This is a genomic window from Nostocoides japonicum T1-X7, from assembly GCF_001046855.1.
In the GTDB taxonomy this organism is placed as follows: Bacteria; Actinomycetota; Actinomycetes; order Actinomycetales; family Dermatophilaceae; genus Nostocoides; species Nostocoides japonicum.
This window is the reverse complement of record NZ_HF570958.1, coordinates 2,271,917-2,290,282: the sequence shown is the minus strand read 5'-3', so window position 1 is coordinate 2,290,282 and position 18,366 is coordinate 2,271,917. Positions and strand designations below refer to the sequence as shown.

Here is an 18,366-nt window from a genome sequence, read left to right as displayed (position 1 = left end):
TCCGCCGCCGGCCCGACGGCGGACGGCCCCGGGCCGTCCGAGCCCTCGTCCGGGGGTGCGGAGGCACCTGGCATGGGGTCGGCGTCCGCGGTGACGGTCTACCGCTCGGGTCATGCGTACACCGCCGCGACCCTCGGCCGTGACGTCACACGGCTCGGTGCCACGGCCGGCCTCCACCCGTTGACGTCGGACACGCCGACGACCGGCCCGATCGGCACGGCCAAGGGCGCCTGGGCGTGCGCGACCGCGCTCGGCGTCCCGAGCGACGCCCGCCTCGTCGTCGACGTCGCGACGTTCGCCGGCAAGCCGGCCGCAATCCTGCGGGTCGAGACGTCCACCGGCTCGGTCGCCTACGCCGTCAAGCGGTCCTGCACGACCGGCTCACCGGGTCTGCTCGCGGGACCCGCCATCGTCGGCTGATCCGGCGGCCCGGCATACCGGCTGCTCCCCGCGTGCCACGGGAGTCCCCGGAACAAGCAGGCCCTAGGATCGGTTGACATCCGCGACACCGCATCTAGCGGTCGACCGTCTCGTCAACCACAAGGGATCGTGCTCCGTGACCACTTCCTCGCCGTCCGGCGACCTTCGTGACGTCATCATCATCGGCTCGGGCCCGGCGGGCTACACGGCTGCGGTCTACGCCGCCCGGGCCGACCTGCGACCTCTCGTCTTCGAGGGGGCGGTGACGGCCGGAGGCGCGCTGATGAACACGACGGAGGTGGAGAACTTCCCCGGGTTCGAGCACGGCATCCAGGGCCCGGACCTCATGTTCGCGATGCGCGGGCAGGCGGAGCGGTTCGGCGCCGAGATCATCACCGACGACGTCCAGGCGGTGTCGCTCGACGGGCCGGTGAAGACGGTGACCGACGACGAGGGGAGGACGTATGCCGCGCGCTCGGTCATCCTCGCCATGGGCTCGGCCTACCGCGAGCTCGGCCTCTCCGACGAGAAGCGTCTCTCCGGCCATGGGGTCTCGTGGTGCGCGACGTGCGACGGCTTCTTCTTCCGCGACCAGGACATCGCCGTCGTCGGTGGCGGCGACTCGGCCATCGAGGAGGCCACCTTCCTCACCAAGTTCGCCCGGTCGGTGACGATCGTCCACCGCCGCGACGAGCTGCGGGCCTCGAAGATCATGGCGGCCCGGGCATTCGCCAACGACAAGATCGGCTTCGCCTGGAACAGCGAGGTCGCCGCCATCCACGGTGACGAGAAGCTCACCGGCGTCACGCTCCGCGACACCGTGACCGGCGAGACGCGGGAGCTGCCTGTCACGGGCCTGTTCGTCGCCATCGGCCACGAGCCGCGGAACGAGCTGCTCCACGGCGTCGTCGACCTCGACCCCGAGGGTTACGTCCTCGTCGAGGGACGCTCGACGCGCACGAACCTCGACGGCGTGTTCGCCGCCGGCGACCTCGTCGACCACACCTACCGGCAGGCCATCACCGCCGCCGGATCCGGTTGTGCCGCAGCCCTCGACGCCGAGCGGTACCTCTCGGCCCTCGACCAGGTCGAGGACCTCACGCCCCAGTCCGCAGCCGCCATCGCCGGCGAGGTCGCCGCGTCCCTGTCCGACCGCGACGTCGAGCCCACCGGCGACGAGCTCGACGGCGTCTCGGCCGGCTCCGGCGAGAGCGTCTCCGCCCGCTGAGTCCGTCCGGCACGGCATACGACGATCGAGGCACGCGTTGACGCATTCACCGGCCCGCCGCCGCACCGTCCAACCACCCATCCATCCGGACCGCTAGGAGACACTCTCATGGCCGAGACGACCGCCACCATCGCGACGACCGACGCGACGTTCGAGGACGACGTCCTCACGAGCGACAAGCCGGTCCTCGTCGACTTCTGGGCCGTGTGGTGCGGCCCGTGCCGGGCCGTCGCGCCCGTCGTGGAGGAGATCGCGACGCAGTATGCCGACCGGCTCAAGGTCGTCAAGCTGAACACCGACGAGAACCCGGGGGTGAGCGCCCGCTACGGCATCACGAGCATCCCGAGCCTCTACGTCTTCCAGAACGGCGAGGTCGTCAAGACGATCATCGGCGCCAAGCCCAAGCCGGTCCTCGTCCGCGAGCTGTCCGACTTCATCTCCTGACCTCCGTTCGAGAGCGGCGTCCCGCGGGTTCCACCCGAGGGGCGCCGCTCTCGGCTGATGCATGATGAATTCCCTTGTGCTACAAGGGAATCGATGCTATTCCTCCGTCGGAAGGTGCATCGTGCCGAGGATGCGGTGGAGGTCCTCGACGGACGCGAACTCGACGGTGAGCCGGCCCTTGCGCTGACCGAGCGCGATGGCCACCCGGGTGTCGAGCCGGTCGGAGAGCCGGGCCGCGAGGTCGTCGAGCTGCGGCAGCCGGCCACCGGGCCGGGGGCGCCGCCGAGCCGGGGACTCCTCCTCGCCGCCGAGGGCGACGATCTCCTCGACGCTGCGGACGGACAGGCCCTCCGCGACGATCCGCTGGGCGAGCCGTTCCATGGCCGCCGCGTCGGGGAGGGCGAGCAGCGCCCGGGCATGGCCCGCCGACAGGACGCCCGCGGCGACGCGGCGGGCGACGAGGGGAGGCAGCCGGAGCAGCCGGAGCGTGTTCGACACCTGGGGCCGGGACCGACCCAGGCGGGAGGCGAGCTCCTCCTGGGTGCACCCGAAGTCGTCGAGGAGCTGCTGGTATGCCGCCGCCTCCTCCAGCGGGTTGAGCTGGGCGCGGTGGAGGTTCTCCAGGAGGGCGTCGCGCAGCAGGTCGTCGTCGTGGGTGTCCTTGATGATGGCGGGGATCGTCTCGCGGCCCGCCCCCTCACTGGCCCGCCACCGCCGCTCGCCCATGATGAGCTCGTAGTGCGGGCCGTCGTCCGTCCCGGAGACCGGGCGGACGACGATCGGCTGGAGGACGCCGATCTCCCGGATCGAGTGGACCAGCTCGTCCATCTCGTCCTCGTCGAAGACGGTGCGGGGCTGGCGTGGGTTGGGCCGGATGTCGGAGACGGTCAGCTCGGCGAAGGTCGCACCGGGAACCGGGGCCAGGCCGTCGTCGTCGGGGGCCGTCGCGTCGGGGAGCTCGGTGCCGAGCGAGCGGGCACCATCGACGGATCCCGCCTCGTCGGAGGACGGGTCCTCGCGGTCCCGGCCCTCGACAACTGCCTCCGATCCCTCGGGATTGGCCCCCGGTCCTCCGTCGGCCCCGTCCGCCTCCTGCGTCACGGCCGGCGCGGAGCGGGCGATCGGCGCTCCGGACTCGTCGAGACCGGTCGATGTCGCGGATCCCGCATCCCGGTCGGGCCACGGGTCCGGCCGCCGCTCCGGCGCAGGCGCAGTCCTCGACTCGGGGCTCCGGCCCGGCGACTCGGGGAAGAAGACGTCGACGGGCCGGGTGCCGACGGCAGGGGTCGAGGGGATGAGCGCACCCAGTCCGCGTCCGAGGGCTCTGCGCTTGTCGCTCATTCCGTTCGCTCTCCCGCTCCGCTCGCCGGTCTGTTGTGTGCCGCACTGTTGTGTGCCCCGCTGCCGCGTCCCCGCTCGGCGAGCTCGCTCGCGGCCTCGAGGTAGGACAGCGCGCCACTGCTCAACGGATCGTAGGTGATGACCGTCTGGCCGTGGCTCGGCGCCTCGGAGATGCGGACCGATCGGGGGACCGTCGTCCGGAGCGTCTGAGGGCCGAAGTGGTCGCGGACCTCGTCGGCAACCTGCGCGGACAGCCGGGTGCGGCCGTCGTACATCGTGAGCAGGATCGTCGACACGTGGAGGTCCGGGTTGAGGTGGTTCCTGATGAGCTCGATGTTCTTCAGCAGCTGGCTCAGCCCTTCGAGGGCGTAGTACTCGCACTGGATGGGGATAAACACCTCGTTCGCCGCGACGAAGGCGTTGACCGTGAGGAGGCCGAGGCTCGGCGGGCAGTCGATGAGGACGTAGTCGAGGCGTTCCTCCTCCGGCAGGCCGCCGAGATGCCGGGTGATGGCCCGGTGGAGCCGGGTCTCCCGAGCGACGAGAGGGACGAGCTCGATCTCGGCGCCCGCGAGGTCGATCGTCGCGGGAGCACACTGGAGCGTCGGCAGCTCCGCGCACTGCTGGATCACGTCGTGGAGCGCCGCGCCGTCGATGAGGACGTCATAGACCGACGGGATCTCCGCGTGGTGGTCGATGCCGAGGGCGGTGCTCGCATTGCCCTGCGGGTCGAGGTCGATGACAAGGACCCGCAGACCGGCCTGAGCGAGGGCCGCCGCGACGTTCACAGCGGTTGTCGTCTTGCCTACACCACCCTTCTGGTTCGCCACGGTGAGCGTCCGGGTGTGATCCGGTCGAGGGAAGGTGGCCGTCGCGAGGGCGCTCCGACGACGAGCCGTCTCGACGATGCCGTCGGCCAGCGGGGTGTCGCCGGCAGCCGGTGTGTCGCTCGCTATCGACGATGTTTCACGTGAAACAGCGGCCGTTTCACGTGAAACATCGTCGGCGACGGGGGAATCGGCGCGAGAGTTCAGGTCGGAGGAGAGCGGCGTATCGACACCGCCAGAGGACAGGTCATCGAGGCTGCGTGAGTCGGCGCCCCGATCGGTGTGGGAATCAGGGTCGGGTCGAGTCTCGGAATCGATACGCGATGCGGTACCGAAGCGAGAGTCCGGATCGCTCCGGGGCCAGCCGAGCGGCTGCGTGGCACGCCCACGGAGCACGGGGAAGCCGAGCCCAGCAACGACCACGCGGAGTCGTGTCGTGGTGTCGGACAGGGACACGGTGTCTCCTCGGAGGCAGCGGAGCAGGGGGTCGACTCATCCAATCGCAGCGACCTCCGTTCCACCAAACGCCACGCGGCTGGACACGCATCCTGTGGATAACCGGGCATGGCTAGACGGGAATCCTGTGGATCAACCTGTGGACGAACGCCTGGGCCCGGAGGTGGGGAGATGGCGAACGCGCCTCGCCGAACCTCAGCGACGGACGAGGTCGACGGTGAGGCTCGGTCGATCGAGGACGGCCTCACCATGCGGCGTCACCACCGCCGACACCATGCCGGCCCGCCGGAGCGCCTTCGTGTGGGTCTCCAGCTCCTGGCCGGCCGTCGCGCCCTTCATCGCGACGAGAGTGCCCCCGGGGCGCAGCAGTGGGAAGGTCCACCGGGCGAGGCGGTCGAGGGCCGCGACGGCACGCGCGGTGGCCCACGGTGCGATGAGCGTGCCCTTGAGGTCCTCCGCCCGGCCACGCACGACGGTGACGTTGTCCAGTCCCAGCTCGGCGACCGCGGCCTCGAGCCAGGTCGTCCGGCGCAGCATCGGCTCGACGAGCACCATCTCGAGGTCGGGGCGGACGATGGCGACCGCGAGACCGGGAAGGCCGGCCCCGGAACCGATGTCGAGGACTCGAGCACCAGCCGGGAAGGCGTCCTCGATAACGGCGCAGTTGAGCAGGTGTCGGTCCCACAACCGGGGAACCTCGCGCGGACCGATGAGCCCATGGTCGACACCCGTTCCCGCGAGGAGGCCGGCGAACCGGACCATGAGGGGGAGCCGAGCCTCGCAGACCGCGACGGCGGCCGCCGGTGGTGAGGGCGGCACCCGCGCGAACGCCTCCTCGGGATCAGCCATGTTTCACGTGAAACATCAGAGGGGGTGAACGACGACGTAGCGCTGCGGCTCCGTCCCGTCGGACTCCGACCGGAGACCGGAGGCAAGCACCTCGTCGTGGACGATCTTCCGCTCGAACGGGGTCATCGGCTCCAGGGCTTGCGACGCCCCCGTCTCCTTGACGGCCGCGATGGCGGTGCGAGCGATCTCCACGAGGGCGGACCGCCGATCCGACCGATGACCCGCAATGTCGAGGATGAGGCGAGACCGCTCACCGGTGCTCGAGTAGACGGCCAGCCGCGTCAGCTCCTGTAGCGCATCGAGAACCTTGCCGTTCGGCCCGATGAGGCGCCGTGGCACACGGCCGTCCTCAGAGTCGACGATCGAGACCGCCGCGCGGTCGCCGTCGATGTCGACGTCGAGATCTCCGTCGAGGTCACAGATGTCGAGGAGCGTCTCGAGGAAGTCCGCCGCGACCTCACCCTCCTTCTCCAGCTGCTCCCGGGACGGCAGTCGTCGGCCCCGAGCGGCCCGGGCAGGTGCACCGTCCGACTCGTCCCCCGGCTCGAGGTCCGGGACCGCGGCGACCGGCGAACCGGACGGATCCGGGGTGGACGGGTCCGCGAGGTCGGCGGCCGACACCACCTCCGCGGCGGGTTCGGTCGCCACCGCGTCCTCGGTCGTCTGTTCGTGGGTGGTCTCGCTCATCACTGCTCCTTCGGAAGGGGCCACACCGGCCCCGTGGGAGTGGTCTCAAGAGGGCTGCACCTCGCATACCTGCAGGTCAGCGGCCCATCAGGCGGATCAACCTCGGCTTCGGGCACCCGTCGTCCCGGGGCTGCTCGGCCCCTTCTTGCGCCGCTTCTTCGATGAGCCCTTGGGGCGCTCGGCGCCGTTGCGGGGCGCCTGGTCCCTCCCATCGCCGGTCGAGGACGAAGACGAGGAGGACGACCTGGGCGTCGCAGGGGGCGGCGAGGACTCACCGGCGAGATCGCGCGGGGTCGCATTCTCCGTAGACCTGCCCTGGTCGGGGCCTGCCGGCGTGGCGCCGCCCGTGGCCTTGGCGCGCTTCTTGCCCTTGGGCTGCTGCCGCTGACCGGACACCTTGCCCTGGGTCGATGCTCCGGGACCGCTCCCGTCGTCGCCCGCCGACGCCCCGACGCCCTTGACGGTGATCTCCTTGACGGTCTTGCCCTTGCGTTCCCGGCGCTCGCGCATCGCCTTGTCCGCGGGCGACCCGGGTGCCGGCATCCGGCGGATGACGTAGAACTGCTGACACATCGACCAGACGTTCGTCACGCACCAGTAAATGAGGACGCCGATGGGGAAGTTGATGCCGGAGATCGCGAAGAACGCCGGCATGATGTAGAGGAGCAGCTTCTGCTGCTTGGCGAAGGGGTTGTCCAGCGCCGACGCCGGCATGTTCTTCATCATCAGCTGACGCTGCGTCGTGAAGGTCGACGCCGACATGAGGATGATGAGGACGGCCGCGAGGATCTTCGTGCTCGAGGTCTCGGCCCCGACGAACTTGTCGGACAGCTGGGCACCGAAGATCGAGGCGGACTCGGCCTGCCGGGCGACGGACTGCGTGATGGGTCCGATGGGGTTGCGCTGACCGTCGGCGATCGCCTCGAGGCCGTTGAGGACGCGGAAGAGGCCGAAGAAGAACGGTGACTGGAGCAGGATCGGAAGGCAGGAGCTGAACGGGTTCGTGCCCGTCCGCTTGTAGACCTCCATCGTCTCCTGCGTCATCGCCTGACGGGAGTCGGGGTCGTTCTTGCCCTTGTACTTCTTCTGGATCTTCTGCAGCTCGGGTTGGATGAGCTGCATCCGTCGCGAGGCGTGGATCTGCTTGACGAACAGCGGGATCATCGCCGCTCGCATGACGATGACGAGACCGACGATCGACAGGCCCCAGGTCGCGCCGGACGCCGGGTTCATCCCGATGGCCGTGAACAGCTGATGCCAGCCGTACATGATCCACGCGACGATCCACTCGATCGGCTGGAGGATCGTGTTGATGAAGTTGCCCACTGCTGTCCTGTCCTTCGGTGGCGACCTGCCGGCCGCCGCTGGGTGCCCGTCGCCGGGCGGGTCACGATCGTGGAGGGCTGCCCTACCGGTCAGGGCCGGGGGGCACGTGGTCGACCCCTCCGGACGACCATGGGTGGCACCGGATCAACCGACGGGCGGCGAGCCAGGTTCCCTTGAGCAGGCCGAACCGCTCGAGAGCGGTCACGGCGTATGCCGAGCAGGAGGGGTAGTACCGGCAGGTCGCCGGGCGCATCGGCGACACGATGTTCTGGTAGAGCCGGATGACGGTCACGAGGGGGAGGACGACGAGCCGTCGCGTCCACGGCCGGCGGGACGGTGCGCCCACGCTCCGGGCTGCCGCGTGCGACGCCGGGGCGCTCACCGGCGGACCCGTCCCAGCGCCGCCGGCAGGACGCGGTCGAGGTCCGCGCCGAGCGCGGCGCTCGACGCCGTCGAGCAGGCCGGGTTGGCCCGGACGACGAGGTCGTGACCTGCAGGAATGCCGGACAGTCGGGCGGCGACGAGGGCTCGCAGCCGTCGCTTCACACGGTTGCGGGTGACGGCGGTGCCGACCTTCTTGGAGACGACGAAACCGACCCGCGGCGGCTCTCCCGTCCGCGCGTCGGTCCGCTTGGCGTGCACCACGACGAGGCGCGAGGCCGCTCGAGCGCCACCTGTCCCTCGCATGACCGCCGCGAACTCAGCGCGGTGCCGCAGCCGATGGCGCGACGGCAGCATGCGAGCCTCAGGCGGACAGCTCGGTGCGGCCCTTGCGGCGACGGGCGGCGACGATCGCGCGGCCGGCGCGGGTGCGCATCCGCACGCGGAACCCGTGGGTCTTGGCGCGGTGGCGGTTGTTGGGCTGGAACGTACGCTTGCTCACGGTCGTCTCTCGTCCGGTGGGGGTGGGCATCTCGCGATGCGCCGGTGGCTCTGGTCGGTGGGCCGCTGTCGGCCGGCCGCTCTCGGAAGCCCACGGCGTGACCGGACGCATGGGCATGCGAAAGAGGCCGAGACATGAGCAGGGCCGCGTCCCACGGTACGGGAGCCCGGGGACCGGGGTCAAACCGGCGTCGGGTCCCGGCGGCGGAGGCCGGACTATGTCACCCGTCGGCCGGCAGGATCGTGCGACACGCCGAGGAGTCGGCGAATTTCCCGCACAAGCAGGGCGGATCGGCCCCTCTCGGGTTGCTCGTGCCCGGGCGGTGTTGTTAGCGTCGCCTCTCACGTCCCCCGCCCACGCCGCATGGTTCGCGGTCTGTGGTGCGACGTATCGACCCTTCTCCACAGGATGTGGACAAAGGTGTGGACGCAGGACAGGGCCGGGGCACCAGGGAGCTTCCGGGAGGCGACGAGCAGCGGTGGAGGCCACAAGGTGCCGGTAGGCGAGATGGACTACTCCCGGGTCTGGCGAACCGCGCTCGACGAGCTCGACGCCGACGGGCTGCCCATCCAGCAGAGGGCCTTCCTCAGCCTCGCCCGGTTCGTCGGACTGCTCGACGACACCGCCCTCATCGCCGTCCCGAACGACTACACCAAGGAGTTCGTCGAGACCCGGGTCCGGCAGCAGCTGACCCAGACCCTGTCCAACCACGCCGGCCGCGAGCTGCGCCTCGCCGTCACCGTCGACCCCGGTCTCAAGGCCGCCGACGAGGCGGAGCCGACGCTCGGCGCCCCGGCCGAGGCCTGGGGTCCGCGCCCGCGAGCCGGCATCGGACCGGTGGACGACGAGGAGGACCACGAGGCCCAGGACGTCATCGACGCCCGCGGCGTCGACACCTTCCACATCCAGCGTCCGACGCCCGGGCAGCGGCCCGTCCCCGAGCTCATCGAGAACACCCGGCTCAACCCGAAGTACACCTTCGACACCTTCGTCATCGGGGCGAGCAACCGCTTCGCCCACGCCGCGGCCGTCGCCGTCGCCGAGGCGCCGGCCAAGGCATACAACCCGCTCTTCGTCTACGGGGACTCCGGGCTCGGCAAGACCCATCTCCTGCACGCCATCGGCCACTATGCGCGCAACCTCTATCCGACCGTCCGGGTCCGCTACGTGAACTCCGAGGAGTTCACGAACGACTTCATCAACAGCATCCGCGACGACAAGGCGGCCAACTTCCAGAGCCGCTACCGCGACGTCGACGTCCTCCTCATCGACGACATCCAGTTCCTTCAGGGCAAGGTGCAGACCCAGGAGGAGTTCTTCCACACCTTCAACACCCTCCACAACGCGAACAAGCAGGTCGTCATCACCAGCGACGTCCCCCCGAAGCTGCTGTCCGGCTTCGAGGAGCGGATGCGCAGCCGCTTCGAGTGGGGTCTGCTCACCGACGTCCAGCCTCCCGACCTCGAGACCCGCATCGCCATCCTCCGCAAGAAGGCGATCCAGGAGCGACTCTCGGTCCCCGACGACGTCCTGGAGTTCATCGCGAGCCGGATCTCGACGAACATCCGCGAGCTCGAGGGCGCCCTCATCCGGGTCACCGCCTTCGCGAGCCTCAACCGGCAGCCCGTCGACATGAGCCTCGCCGAGATCGTCCTGAAGGACCTCATCCCGAGCGACGGGGCGAACCAGATCACGAGCGCGACGATCATGGCCCAGACCGCGACCTACTTCGGCCTCACCGTCGAGGACCTCCAGGGCGCCTCGCGCTCGCGGGTCCTCGTCACGGCGCGCCAGATCGCGATGTACCTGTGCCGCGAGCTCACCGACCTGTCCCTGCCCAAGATCGGGCAGCAGTTCGGAGGCCGGGACCACACGACGGTCATGCACGCCGACAAGAAGATCCGGCAGCTGATGGCCGAGCGGCGCGCGATCTACAACCAGGTGACCGAGCTGACGAACCGGATCAAGCAGCAGTCCCGCTGACGGCGGCGATCCGGAAGACGGGGAAACCCGCCGCGACCGCCGCGAGCTGCGCGTCGGTCGCATCCTTGGTCAGGCCCTCGAAGAAGCGCCCCACCTCCCAGCCCCACGCCTCGAGGTAGGCCCGCAGGACCGGCAGCTTGTCGGCGTCGGGCAGCTCGGTCGCGGTGAAGGCCTCGACGCGCCGACCGAGCCGCAGCTCACCGGACCCGGCGATCCGGAGGTTGCGGACCCACTGGGTATGTCCGCGCGGGGCGACGAGGTAGCGCCGGCCGCCGAGGGCGAGGACGTTGACCGGGGTCGTCCGCCACTGCCCGCTCGACCGGCCCCGGACCGCGAGGATGCGACTGCCCTTGAGGCTCAGCCCATGGCGGGTGAGCCAGGCGGCGACGGCGTTGGTCCAGCGGTCGAGGCGGCCGGCGGCCGGCACGTAGCGCGTCGCGAGGTCGCGAGCCGTCGGGTTCGACGCCGCGGCGCTCGATGTCATTGCGTGAACATTGTTCTCCATATGGATCACTGTATGCGTCGGCTCGGAAACTGTCAAGAACAGTGTTCTCTGATCGGCCCGGTGACCGCAACGTCGTGCGAGGATGGACCCGATGACACCACCCACCGCCCCCGGCATCCGGGCCCGGAACCGCGCCGCCATCGAGACCGAGATCCGGCGCGTCGCGCGCCGCCACCTCGCGGAGTCGGGGGCGGCGGCGCTGTCGCTGCGGGCCGTCGCGCGCGACCTCGACATGGTGCCCTCGGCCCTCTACCGCTACGTCGCGAGTCGCGACGACCTGCTCACCCTGCTCATCGTCGACGCCTACGACGACCTCGGCGACGCCGTCGACGCCGCGCTCGGCCCGCTCGAGGACGCGGCCCCGCGCTCCCGGTTCGTCGCCATCGCCGAGACGCTGCGGACCTGGGCTCTGGAGCATCCGGCCGACTACGCCCTCCTCTTCGGCTCCCCCGTCCCCGACTACCGGGCGCCGGCCGACCGCACGAACGCCTCGGGGACCCGCGTCTACGCGCGGCTTCTCACCCTCGCGGCGGGCCTGCGGACCGTGCCGGACCTCGCCGGCCTCGACGAGGCGACCCAGCTCGAGGGTGCCGCCGCCCTCGACACCCTCGTCCGCGACCCGCAGGTCGCCCTCACCGGAGTCACCCCGCTCGTCCTCCAGCGCGCCCTCGCCGCCTGGCACCTCGTCCACGGAGCGGTCACGAGCGAGGTCTTCGAGCAGCTCGGACCCGACGTCGCGACGGATCCCGTCGCCCTCTTCGCCGCGACCGCCGACCTCGCCACAGCGGTCCTCTTCGGCGACGCCGACTAGCCGTCCACACCTTGTCCACACCCTGTGCGCCGACCGACACCCGTTCGTTACCAGTTCGCCGCCCGTTCGACGCCTGACGGAGCGGCATCGTCCACAGCCTGTGGACGATGTGTGGATCAGTCCGCCACACCGAGATCGGGCCGGCAACCGATCATCCCCAAGACCTGTGGACGGCTGTGGACGACCCGGCACGCATCGTGGATCCCGGGCGACGTCCTTGTGGACACGAGGTGAACACCGGGGACCGTCCACCGATCGACGCCGGCCGTCCGCAGCCCTCCCCACGAGTCGTCCACAGTCGGGCAGCCCCGCTGACCTGCGGTGACGGACCTCGTCCACACGATCCACACCGCCGAAGACCACGATGAGTCCCACCATCCCATCGACCCGCCCCGATGACGACCCGAGCGAGCCCGGCCCCCGAAGCGAACGCGCCGCTCGGGTTCACGCGGAGCGTCGCATACGGATAGGGTCGGTTCCCCCGGGCGTCAGGGCATGCGAGCCTCCGGCGACGCCCACCCAGGTACGACGAACGACAAGATCGCAGGTGTGCCGTCCCCGCGAGGGACGGGAAGGGCAGGTATGCCGTGAAGTTCAGGGTCGAGCGAGACGTCCTCGCGGATGCCGTCACCTGGGTCGCGCGAGGTCTCCCCGCGCGGCCGCCGGTGCCCGTCCTCGCCGGTGTGCTCATCGAGGCGGACGAGGAGGGCACCCTCACCCTGTCGGCCTTCGACTACGAGGTGTCCGCGCGGATCACCGTGCCCGCCGACGTCGCCGAGGGTGGCACGGCCCTCGTCCTCGGGCGGCTGCTCGCCGACATCTCGCGGAACCTGCCCGCCAAGCCGATCGACGTCGCGACCGACGGCAACAAGCTCCAGGTCACGTGCGGCTCCTCGCGGTTCAGCCTCCTGAAGATGCCCGCGGAGGAGTACCCGACGCTCCCGACCGCGCCGGCGCCGAGCGGGACGGTGCCAGGGGACCGGTTCACCCAGGCGGTCGCCCAGGTGTCGGTGGCCGCCGACCGGGGCGACACGCTGCCGATCCTCACGGGGGTCCGGGTGGAGATCGACGGCGAGCGGATGACGCTCCTCGCGACCGACCGGTACCGGCTCGCGATGCGCGAGCTGACGTGGAACCCCGGCACGAGCGACGCGAGCCATGTCGCCCTCATCCCGGCCCGGACCCTCTCCGAGACGGCCCGGGCGCTCGGGGCCGCCGGCACGGTCGAGCTGTCGCTCGGCGGCGCGGCCGGTGGCGACGGGCTCGTCGGGTTCGAGGCCGGGTCGCGTCGGACGACGAGCAGGCTCCTCGACGGGGAGTACCCGAAGGTGTCGAGCATCTTCCCCACCTCGAGCGACACCGAGGCGGTCGTCTCGACGGCGGAGCTCACCGAGGCCGTCAAGCGCGTCGCCCTCGTCGCCGAGCGCAACACCCCCGTCCGGCTCACGTTCGCCGACGGGCAGGTCGCCATCGAGGCCGGGACCGGCGACGACGCGCAGGCCTCCGAGGCGGTCGAGTGCTCGCTGACCGGCGAGGGCCTGGAGATCGCCTTCAACCCCGGATACCTCCTCGACGGACTCGGCGCCGTCGGCACGGCATACACCCGGTTCTCCTTCACCCAGCCCTCCCGTCCGGCCGTCCTCACCGGCCAGGCGGAGGCCGACGGAGAGAACGACACGGCATACCGCTACGTCCTCATGCCCGTTCGGTTCGCCAGCTGAGGCGCGGCAGGGAATACGCTTCCGCCAGCGAACGCACCCAAACGCAGGTCATCCCTCGTCAGAAAGGCACGCGCATGCAGCTCGGTCTGATCGGTCTCGGCAAGATGGGCGGCAACATGCGCGAGCGGATCCGCCGCGCGGGGCACGACGTCATCGGCTATGACATCAACCCGGCGGTGTCCGACGCGAAGAGCCTCGCGGACCTCGTCGGGCGTCTCGATGCGCCCCGCGTCGTGTGGACGATGGTCGCGGCGGGCGAGATCACCCGCAGGACCGTCGCCGAGCTCGCCGACCTCCTCTCCCCCGGCGACCTCGTCGTCGACGGCGGCAACAGCCGGTTCACCGACGACTTCGAGAACGAGAAGCTCCTCAAGGCCAAGGGCATCGGCTACGTCGACTGCGGTGTCTCCGGCGGCATCTGGGGCCTCGAGAACGGCTACGGCCTCATGGTCGGCGGCACCCAGGCGAACGTCCGGCGCGCCATGCCGATCTTCGACGCCCTCCGCCCGGAGGGCCCGCGGGACGAGGGCTTCGTCCACGCCGGGTCGGTCGGCGCCGGCCACTACACGAAGATGGTCCACAACGGCATCGAGTACGGCCTCATGGCGGCGTATGCCGAGGGCTACGAGCTCCTCGAGCGCAAGGACATCGTCAAGGACGTGCCGGGCGCGTTCAAGGCGTGGAGCCGGGGCACCGTCGTCCGGTCCTGGCTGCTCGACCTCATGGTCGACGCGCTCGAGAAGAACCCCACCCTCGAGGGCGTCTCGGACTACACGGTCGACTCCGGCGAGGGCAAGTGGACCGTCGAGGAGGCCATCGCCCTCGACGTGCCGATGCCCGTCATCTCCGCCTCGCTCTTCGCCCGGTTCGCCTCCCGTCAGCAGATCTCGCCGACGATGCAGGCCGTCGCCGCGCTCCGCGGCGAGTTCGGCGGGCACCAGGTCATGACGATCGAGGAGGGCGAGGCCCTCCGCCGGGCGAACGCGAAGGGATCCGCGCGGCCCGCCGCGAAGAAGGCCGCGTCGAAGGCGACCGCCAAGAAGGCGACGTCGAAGACGACGGCCAAGAAGGCGGCCGCCAAGGGACGCCGGCAGCGCAAGGACGAGGGCTGACCTGCACGTTCGTCACCTCACGGTCACCGACTTCCGGTCGTACGCGAGCGCCGACCTCTCCCTGACACCCGGCGTCACGACGTTCCTCGGCCTCAACGGGCAGGGGAAGACCAACCTCGTCGAGGCGGTCGGGTACCTCGCGACGCTCGGCAGCCACCGGGTCGCGACAGACGCTCCGCTCGTCCGGTTCGGCGCGCCACGTGCCGTCGTCCGTGGTGTCGTCGTGCGCCAGGGACGGGAGACCCTCGTCGAGCTGGAGATCACGCCGGGCCGGGCGAACCGCGCCCGGCTCGGCGGGGCCCCCGTCGCGCGGCAGCGGGACGTCCTCGGCACCCTGCGGACCGTCCTGTTCGCCCCGGAGGATCTCGCCCTCGTCAAGGGCGACCCGTCGGAGCGGCGGCGCTTCCTCGACGACCTCCTCGTCGCCCGCCAGCCACGCTGGGCCGGTGTCCGGTCCGACTACGACCGGGTCCTCAAGCAGCGCGGCGCGCTCCTGAAGTCGGCCGCCCCCGTCCTCCAGCGCCGCGGCCGGGGCTCCCGGCGCCGCTCGGCGACCCTCGCCGAGGGCGAGTCGCCGGACGCAGCCCAGGCCGAGGCGCTGCACACCCTCGGTATCTGGGACGCCCAGCTCGCCGATCTCGGGTCGTCCCTCCTCTATGCGAGGCTGCGGCTGCTGCGCGACCTGCGACCCCACCTCGCGACGGCATACGAGCAGGTCAGCGCGGGCGTGACGGCCGCCTCGGCAACCTACCGCTCCTCCCTGCGGGAGACGGCTGCCGCCGCGATCGCCGAGGGCGAGGTCCCCGAGATCCCCGACCTGCGCGAGGAGCTCCTCACCTCGCTCGCCGCGGTGCGCGACCAGGAGATCGAGCGGGGCGTCTCCCTCGTCGGGCCGCATCGTGACGACGTCCACCTGCGCCTCGGGGATCTGCCGGCCAAGGGGTATGCCAGTCACGGGGAGAGCTGGAGCCTCGCCTTGTCGCTGCGGCTCGCGGCCTACCGGCTCCTCGCCCACGACCTCGGCGACGACCCCGTCCTCGTCCTCGACGACGTCTTCGCCGAGCTCGACGCCGGGCGGCGGGAGCGGCTCGCGGCCCTCGTGGAGGACTGCGAGCAGGTCCTCGTCACGGCGGCGGTGCCGCAGGACGTCCCCGACGCCCTGCGCGGCCGCACCCTCGAGGTGACGCTCGGCGCCGTCGCTGCTGGGCCTACCTGAGCCGCCGCAGGCGCCGTCCCCCACCTGTGGCGGTCTGGCACCCGATCGGGGCTTGTGCACCATGCCGGCCTGGTCCGGTGTGGCGGTTTGGCGCCCGATCGGGGTCTGTGCACCATGCCAGCCGGCTCCGGTCTCCCTCGGGTAGGGTCACGCCCCGTGGCGGGGTGGATCGAGGGATCGGGGATCGACTGGCTGCTTGGCGAGGCCGCACCCGACGCCGACGGAGCGGGCCTCGTCGTCGTGCTGGGCCGTGGCCTCGCGGACCAGACGATCGCGGGCACGGGGGTCGCCGCCGAAGCGGCCCAGGTGCTCCACCGTGAGCTGGCCCGCCCCTCGGAGGTGCCGGGTGTGGGCGTCCTCGAGGCCCAGGTCCACGTCTCGTGCGACCTGCTCCACACCCTCGTCGTCCTGCAGGGCCGCCCGCAGGCCGTCGCGGCGGCAGCGGCGCGACTCGAGCGCCTGCTCCTCGACCCCGTCGGCATCGACGAGCCGGAGCCGGTCGTGACGACCGGTCACCCGTTCCCGAGGTGGGGCCGGGAGCTCGCCGTGCTCCTCGGCGCGGGCCCGGCGACCCTCAGCGCCGACCTCCCCCCAGCGGGCCAGGGGTCGACGGACCGTCTCACGGCCTGGCTGCGGGCGATGCACCCCGACGCGGGGACACCGGTCCTCGGCGCCGTGACCCACGAGTCCCTCGTCGGCTGCTGCTTCGCCGGGTCCGCGACCCGGCTGCGGCCGCCGCGCCTGACCTGGCGCAAGCGGCGGCCGGGCTCCCTCGAGACGACGCAGGTCGACCATCTGCTCGCCACCCGTGCACCGGCGACCGTCGCCGGCGGGATCGCCGTCCGGCTCCTCGCGGCGACGCTGGACCGGGCCCTGCTGCTGTCCGGGTCCGGTCAACGGGACGTCGGGTGGATCGAGTCCCGTATCGGGGAGGGCCGGGCCGTCGCCGTGGGCACGAACCAGCCCGTGGGCGACGATGACGACGGCCTTCCCCAGCGGGATCTCGTCGCGGGAGCGCTCGAGACCTACCTCGGGCTCGCGTCGGAGGTCGTCGCCGACGCCATCGCCGTGGAGCAGACGCCCGGTCGGGTCGACGTGCTGACCGGACCCGTCCGGACCGCCGTCGAGTCCCTCGCCGCGGGGCGCCTCCTCGACCCCGAGGACGTGCGGCGGTCCGTGGCGGCCATCGGCGTGGAGTCCGTACGGGACGCGATGGGTCAGGTCGCCGACTCCGTCGTGCTCTGCGTGCCGCCGGGAGCCGAGCCTCCGGAGTCCTACCCTCTCCTCACCCGCGACGATCCCCCGCCTGCGCGGCCCACGCCGTCCACCGGACAGGGAGTCGTCGCCACGGGCTCCTCGCGGCATCGCGCCCGCGGCAGCATGCAGGGCGAGCACCGGCCGGAGTACCTCACGGTGCTGCGCGACGGACCCTCCCTGCGACTGCGCTATGCGCCGTCGCGACGAGCCCGCCTCGGCGTGCGGGAGGAGCCCTTCGACCTGGACCGACTCGTCGCCCGGATCGACCACCTGTCGAGCTACTCGGTGCTCGTCGACGACGCCGACCGCCGGATCACCCTCCCGTGGTCGCTCCTGCGTGGCGCCGCCAGCCTGCGCCAGGTCGTCGAGGCGGCCACTCCACCCGAGGGAGCGCTGCGGATCGAGGCGGACGGCGGGTTCTCCCAGACCCTCGACCGCCGTCGGCGGCGGGTCCGGAAGGTGCTCATCGGGGCCGCCGCGGTCCTCGTGCTCGTCGTCGCCGGCGTCCTGTGGGCCACCCTCGCCACCCGCGGCGACCTCCGGCAGCCGGCCGTCATCACCGAGGTCGCGACGGGGCGGACGGCCACCCTGCCCAACGGCTCGCGGGCGACGGTGTCGGCCCCGCGGGTCACCCGGGTCGCGGTGGGGAGCGCCGGCCCGACGGACGTCCTGGAGCTGTCGCTGCGGTTCTGCGGCGGCGGACCGACGATGAAGGGCGGGACGGACACCGCCGCCCGCAACTACCTGCGCCCCTCGTCCTTCGCCCTCGAGGGGACGCCGAACGGCGGCCCGGTGACGGGCGCGTCGGGGTACCTCGGTGACACCGAGCTGGCTCAAGGGGAGTGCCTGACGGCCACGCTCGGGTTCACCGTGCCGAAGGACCTCCCGTCCGCCGGGATGGCCGTGCGGTACACCAACGCTGTCGGCGACCAGATCACCTGGCGCCCGGTCACCCTCGACGGCTGACCGTCACCCCGCCTGGCGGTCTGGCACCCGATCGGGGTCTGTGCACCACGGGTGGCCGGTCCGCACGTGGCGGTCTGCCACCCGATCGGGGCTTGTGCACCACCCCAGACCCGTACCCGCCTGGCGCTCCGGGGTACAGGCGGGTGTTCGTGTCCTACCCTGCTGGTGGCAGCAGGTGGCGACCGAAGCGGGTGGGAGACGTGAGCGACGCGCCCCGGAACGACCCGAATGCCCCGGTCGGCACCGAGGACCCAGCGACGCCGGGACCCGAGAGCGCGCAGGACGCGGCTGCCGGCGCGCTCGCGCGGGCCCGCGCGGTGGCCCGCTCCAAGGG

Annotated in this window: 18 protein-coding genes; 9 read left to right on the top strand and 9 right to left on the bottom strand. The window is 71.6% G+C overall.

The genetic code is table 11. The features are described from left to right. The 3 genes from BN12_RS10225 to trxA form a co-directional block, all read left to right on the top strand. Positions 1–420: hypothetical protein (locus tag BN12_RS10225; protein WP_048552186.1), on the top strand; the 420-nt coding region annotated here is incomplete at its 5' end. 136 nt (positions 421–556) lie between these two features. Beyond that, complete coding sequence (gene trxB / locus BN12_RS10220) at positions 557–1,648, top strand: thioredoxin-disulfide reductase (RefSeq protein ID WP_083454553.1); 1,092 nt, start codon at positions 557–559, stop codon at positions 1,646–1,648. A gap of 108 nt (positions 1,649–1,756) precedes the next feature. Next, positions 1,757–2,092, top strand: coding sequence for a thioredoxin (gene trxA, locus BN12_RS10215; RefSeq protein WP_048552184.1), 336 nt, complete (start codon positions 1,757–1,759; stop codon positions 2,090–2,092). Positions 2,093–2,188: 96 nt separating this feature from the next. Here trxA and BN12_RS10210 read toward each other — a convergent pair whose 3' ends face one another. The 8 genes from BN12_RS10210 to rpmH form a co-directional block, all read right to left on the bottom strand. Next, positions 2,189–3,433, bottom strand: a complete 1,245-nt coding sequence (locus BN12_RS10210) for a ParB/RepB/Spo0J family partition protein (protein WP_048552182.1) — start codon at positions 3,431–3,433, stop codon at positions 2,189–2,191. Continuing rightward, positions 3,430–4,263 carry a ParA family protein gene (locus BN12_RS10205; protein ID WP_235432368.1) on the bottom strand — a complete coding sequence of 278 codons (834 nt, stop codon included), beginning with the start codon at positions 4,261–4,263 and terminating at the stop codon, positions 3,430–3,432. The genes BN12_RS10210 and BN12_RS10205 overlap by 4 nt, the downstream gene beginning before the upstream one ends. Before the next feature lie 648 nt (positions 4,264–4,911). Further along, positions 4,912–5,565, bottom strand: a complete 654-nt coding sequence (gene rsmG / locus BN12_RS10200; RefSeq protein ID WP_048552180.1) for a 16S rRNA (guanine(527)-N(7))-methyltransferase RsmG — start codon at positions 5,563–5,565, stop codon at positions 4,912–4,914. A 15-nt stretch (positions 5,566–5,580) separates the two neighbouring features. Beyond that, positions 5,581–6,252 carry a Jag family protein gene (locus tag BN12_RS10195; RefSeq protein ID WP_048552178.1) on the bottom strand — a complete coding sequence of 224 codons (672 nt, stop codon included), beginning with the start codon at positions 6,250–6,252 and terminating at the stop codon, positions 5,581–5,583. A 96-nt stretch (positions 6,253–6,348) separates the two neighbouring features. Then, positions 6,349–7,578, bottom strand: coding sequence for a membrane protein insertase YidC (yidC, locus tag BN12_RS10190; protein WP_083454552.1), 1,230 nt, complete (start codon positions 7,576–7,578; stop codon positions 6,349–6,351). Positions 7,579–7,660: 82 nt separating this feature from the next. Then, positions 7,661–7,960 carry a membrane protein insertion efficiency factor YidD gene (gene yidD, locus BN12_RS10185; RefSeq protein WP_327152646.1) on the bottom strand — a complete coding sequence of 100 codons (300 nt, stop codon included), beginning with the start codon at positions 7,958–7,960 and terminating at the stop codon, positions 7,661–7,663. Beyond that, positions 7,957–8,316 carry a ribonuclease P protein component gene (rnpA, locus tag BN12_RS10180; RefSeq protein ID WP_048552173.1) on the bottom strand — a complete coding sequence of 120 codons (360 nt, stop codon included), beginning with the start codon at positions 8,314–8,316 and terminating at the stop codon, positions 7,957–7,959. The genes yidD and rnpA overlap by 4 nt, the downstream gene beginning before the upstream one ends. Before the next feature lie 7 nt (positions 8,317–8,323). Beyond that, a complete protein-coding gene (rpmH, locus tag BN12_RS10175) occupies positions 8,324–8,461 on the bottom strand; it encodes a 50S ribosomal protein L34 (RefSeq protein ID WP_048556265.1) in 138 nt (45 codons plus the stop codon). Between the two features lie 507 nt (positions 8,462–8,968). On the opposite strand from rpmH, the gene dnaA reads away from it, so the two are divergent. Beyond that, a complete protein-coding gene (dnaA, locus tag BN12_RS10170; RefSeq protein WP_048552171.1) occupies positions 8,969–10,444 on the top strand; it encodes a chromosomal replication initiator protein DnaA in 1,476 nt (491 codons plus the stop codon). Here the strand turns inward: dnaA and BN12_RS10165 are convergent. Further along, entirely contained in the window at positions 10,425–10,928 is a 504-nt protein-coding gene (locus tag BN12_RS10165; protein ID WP_048552169.1) for a nitroreductase/quinone reductase family protein, read from the bottom strand. The two genes, dnaA and BN12_RS10165, sit on opposite strands and share 20 nt — an antisense overlap. Before the next feature lie 112 nt (positions 10,929–11,040). On the opposite strand from BN12_RS10165, the gene BN12_RS10160 reads away from it, so the two are divergent. The 5 genes from BN12_RS10160 to BN12_RS10140 all read left to right on the top strand — a co-directional run bounded on the left by BN12_RS10160 (position 11,041) and on the right by BN12_RS10140 (position 18,032). Then, the gene (locus BN12_RS10160; protein ID WP_048556263.1) at positions 11,041–11,760 is read left to right on the top strand and encodes a TetR/AcrR family transcriptional regulator; all 720 of its coding nucleotides are present in this window, start codon (positions 11,041–11,043) and stop codon (positions 11,758–11,760) included. Between the two features lie 587 nt (positions 11,761–12,347). After that, the gene (gene dnaN / locus BN12_RS10155) at positions 12,348–13,481 is read left to right on the top strand and encodes a DNA polymerase III subunit beta (protein WP_048552165.1); all 1,134 of its coding nucleotides are present in this window, start codon (positions 12,348–12,350) and stop codon (positions 13,479–13,481) included. 74 nt (positions 13,482–13,555) lie between these two features. Further along, positions 13,556–14,593, top strand: a complete 1,038-nt coding sequence (gene gnd / locus BN12_RS10150) for a phosphogluconate dehydrogenase (NAD(+)-dependent, decarboxylating) (RefSeq protein WP_048552162.1) — start codon at positions 13,556–13,558, stop codon at positions 14,591–14,593. 1 nt (position 14,594) lies between these two features. Next, the gene (gene recF / locus BN12_RS10145; RefSeq protein WP_048552161.1) at positions 14,595–15,809 is read left to right on the top strand and encodes a DNA replication/repair protein RecF; all 1,215 of its coding nucleotides are present in this window, start codon (positions 14,595–14,597) and stop codon (positions 15,807–15,809) included. 156 nt (positions 15,810–15,965) lie between these two features. Beyond that, entirely contained in the window at positions 15,966–18,032 is a 2,067-nt protein-coding gene (locus BN12_RS10140) for a hypothetical protein (protein ID WP_048552159.1), read from the top strand. Positions 18,033–18,366: the final 334 nt, after the last annotated feature.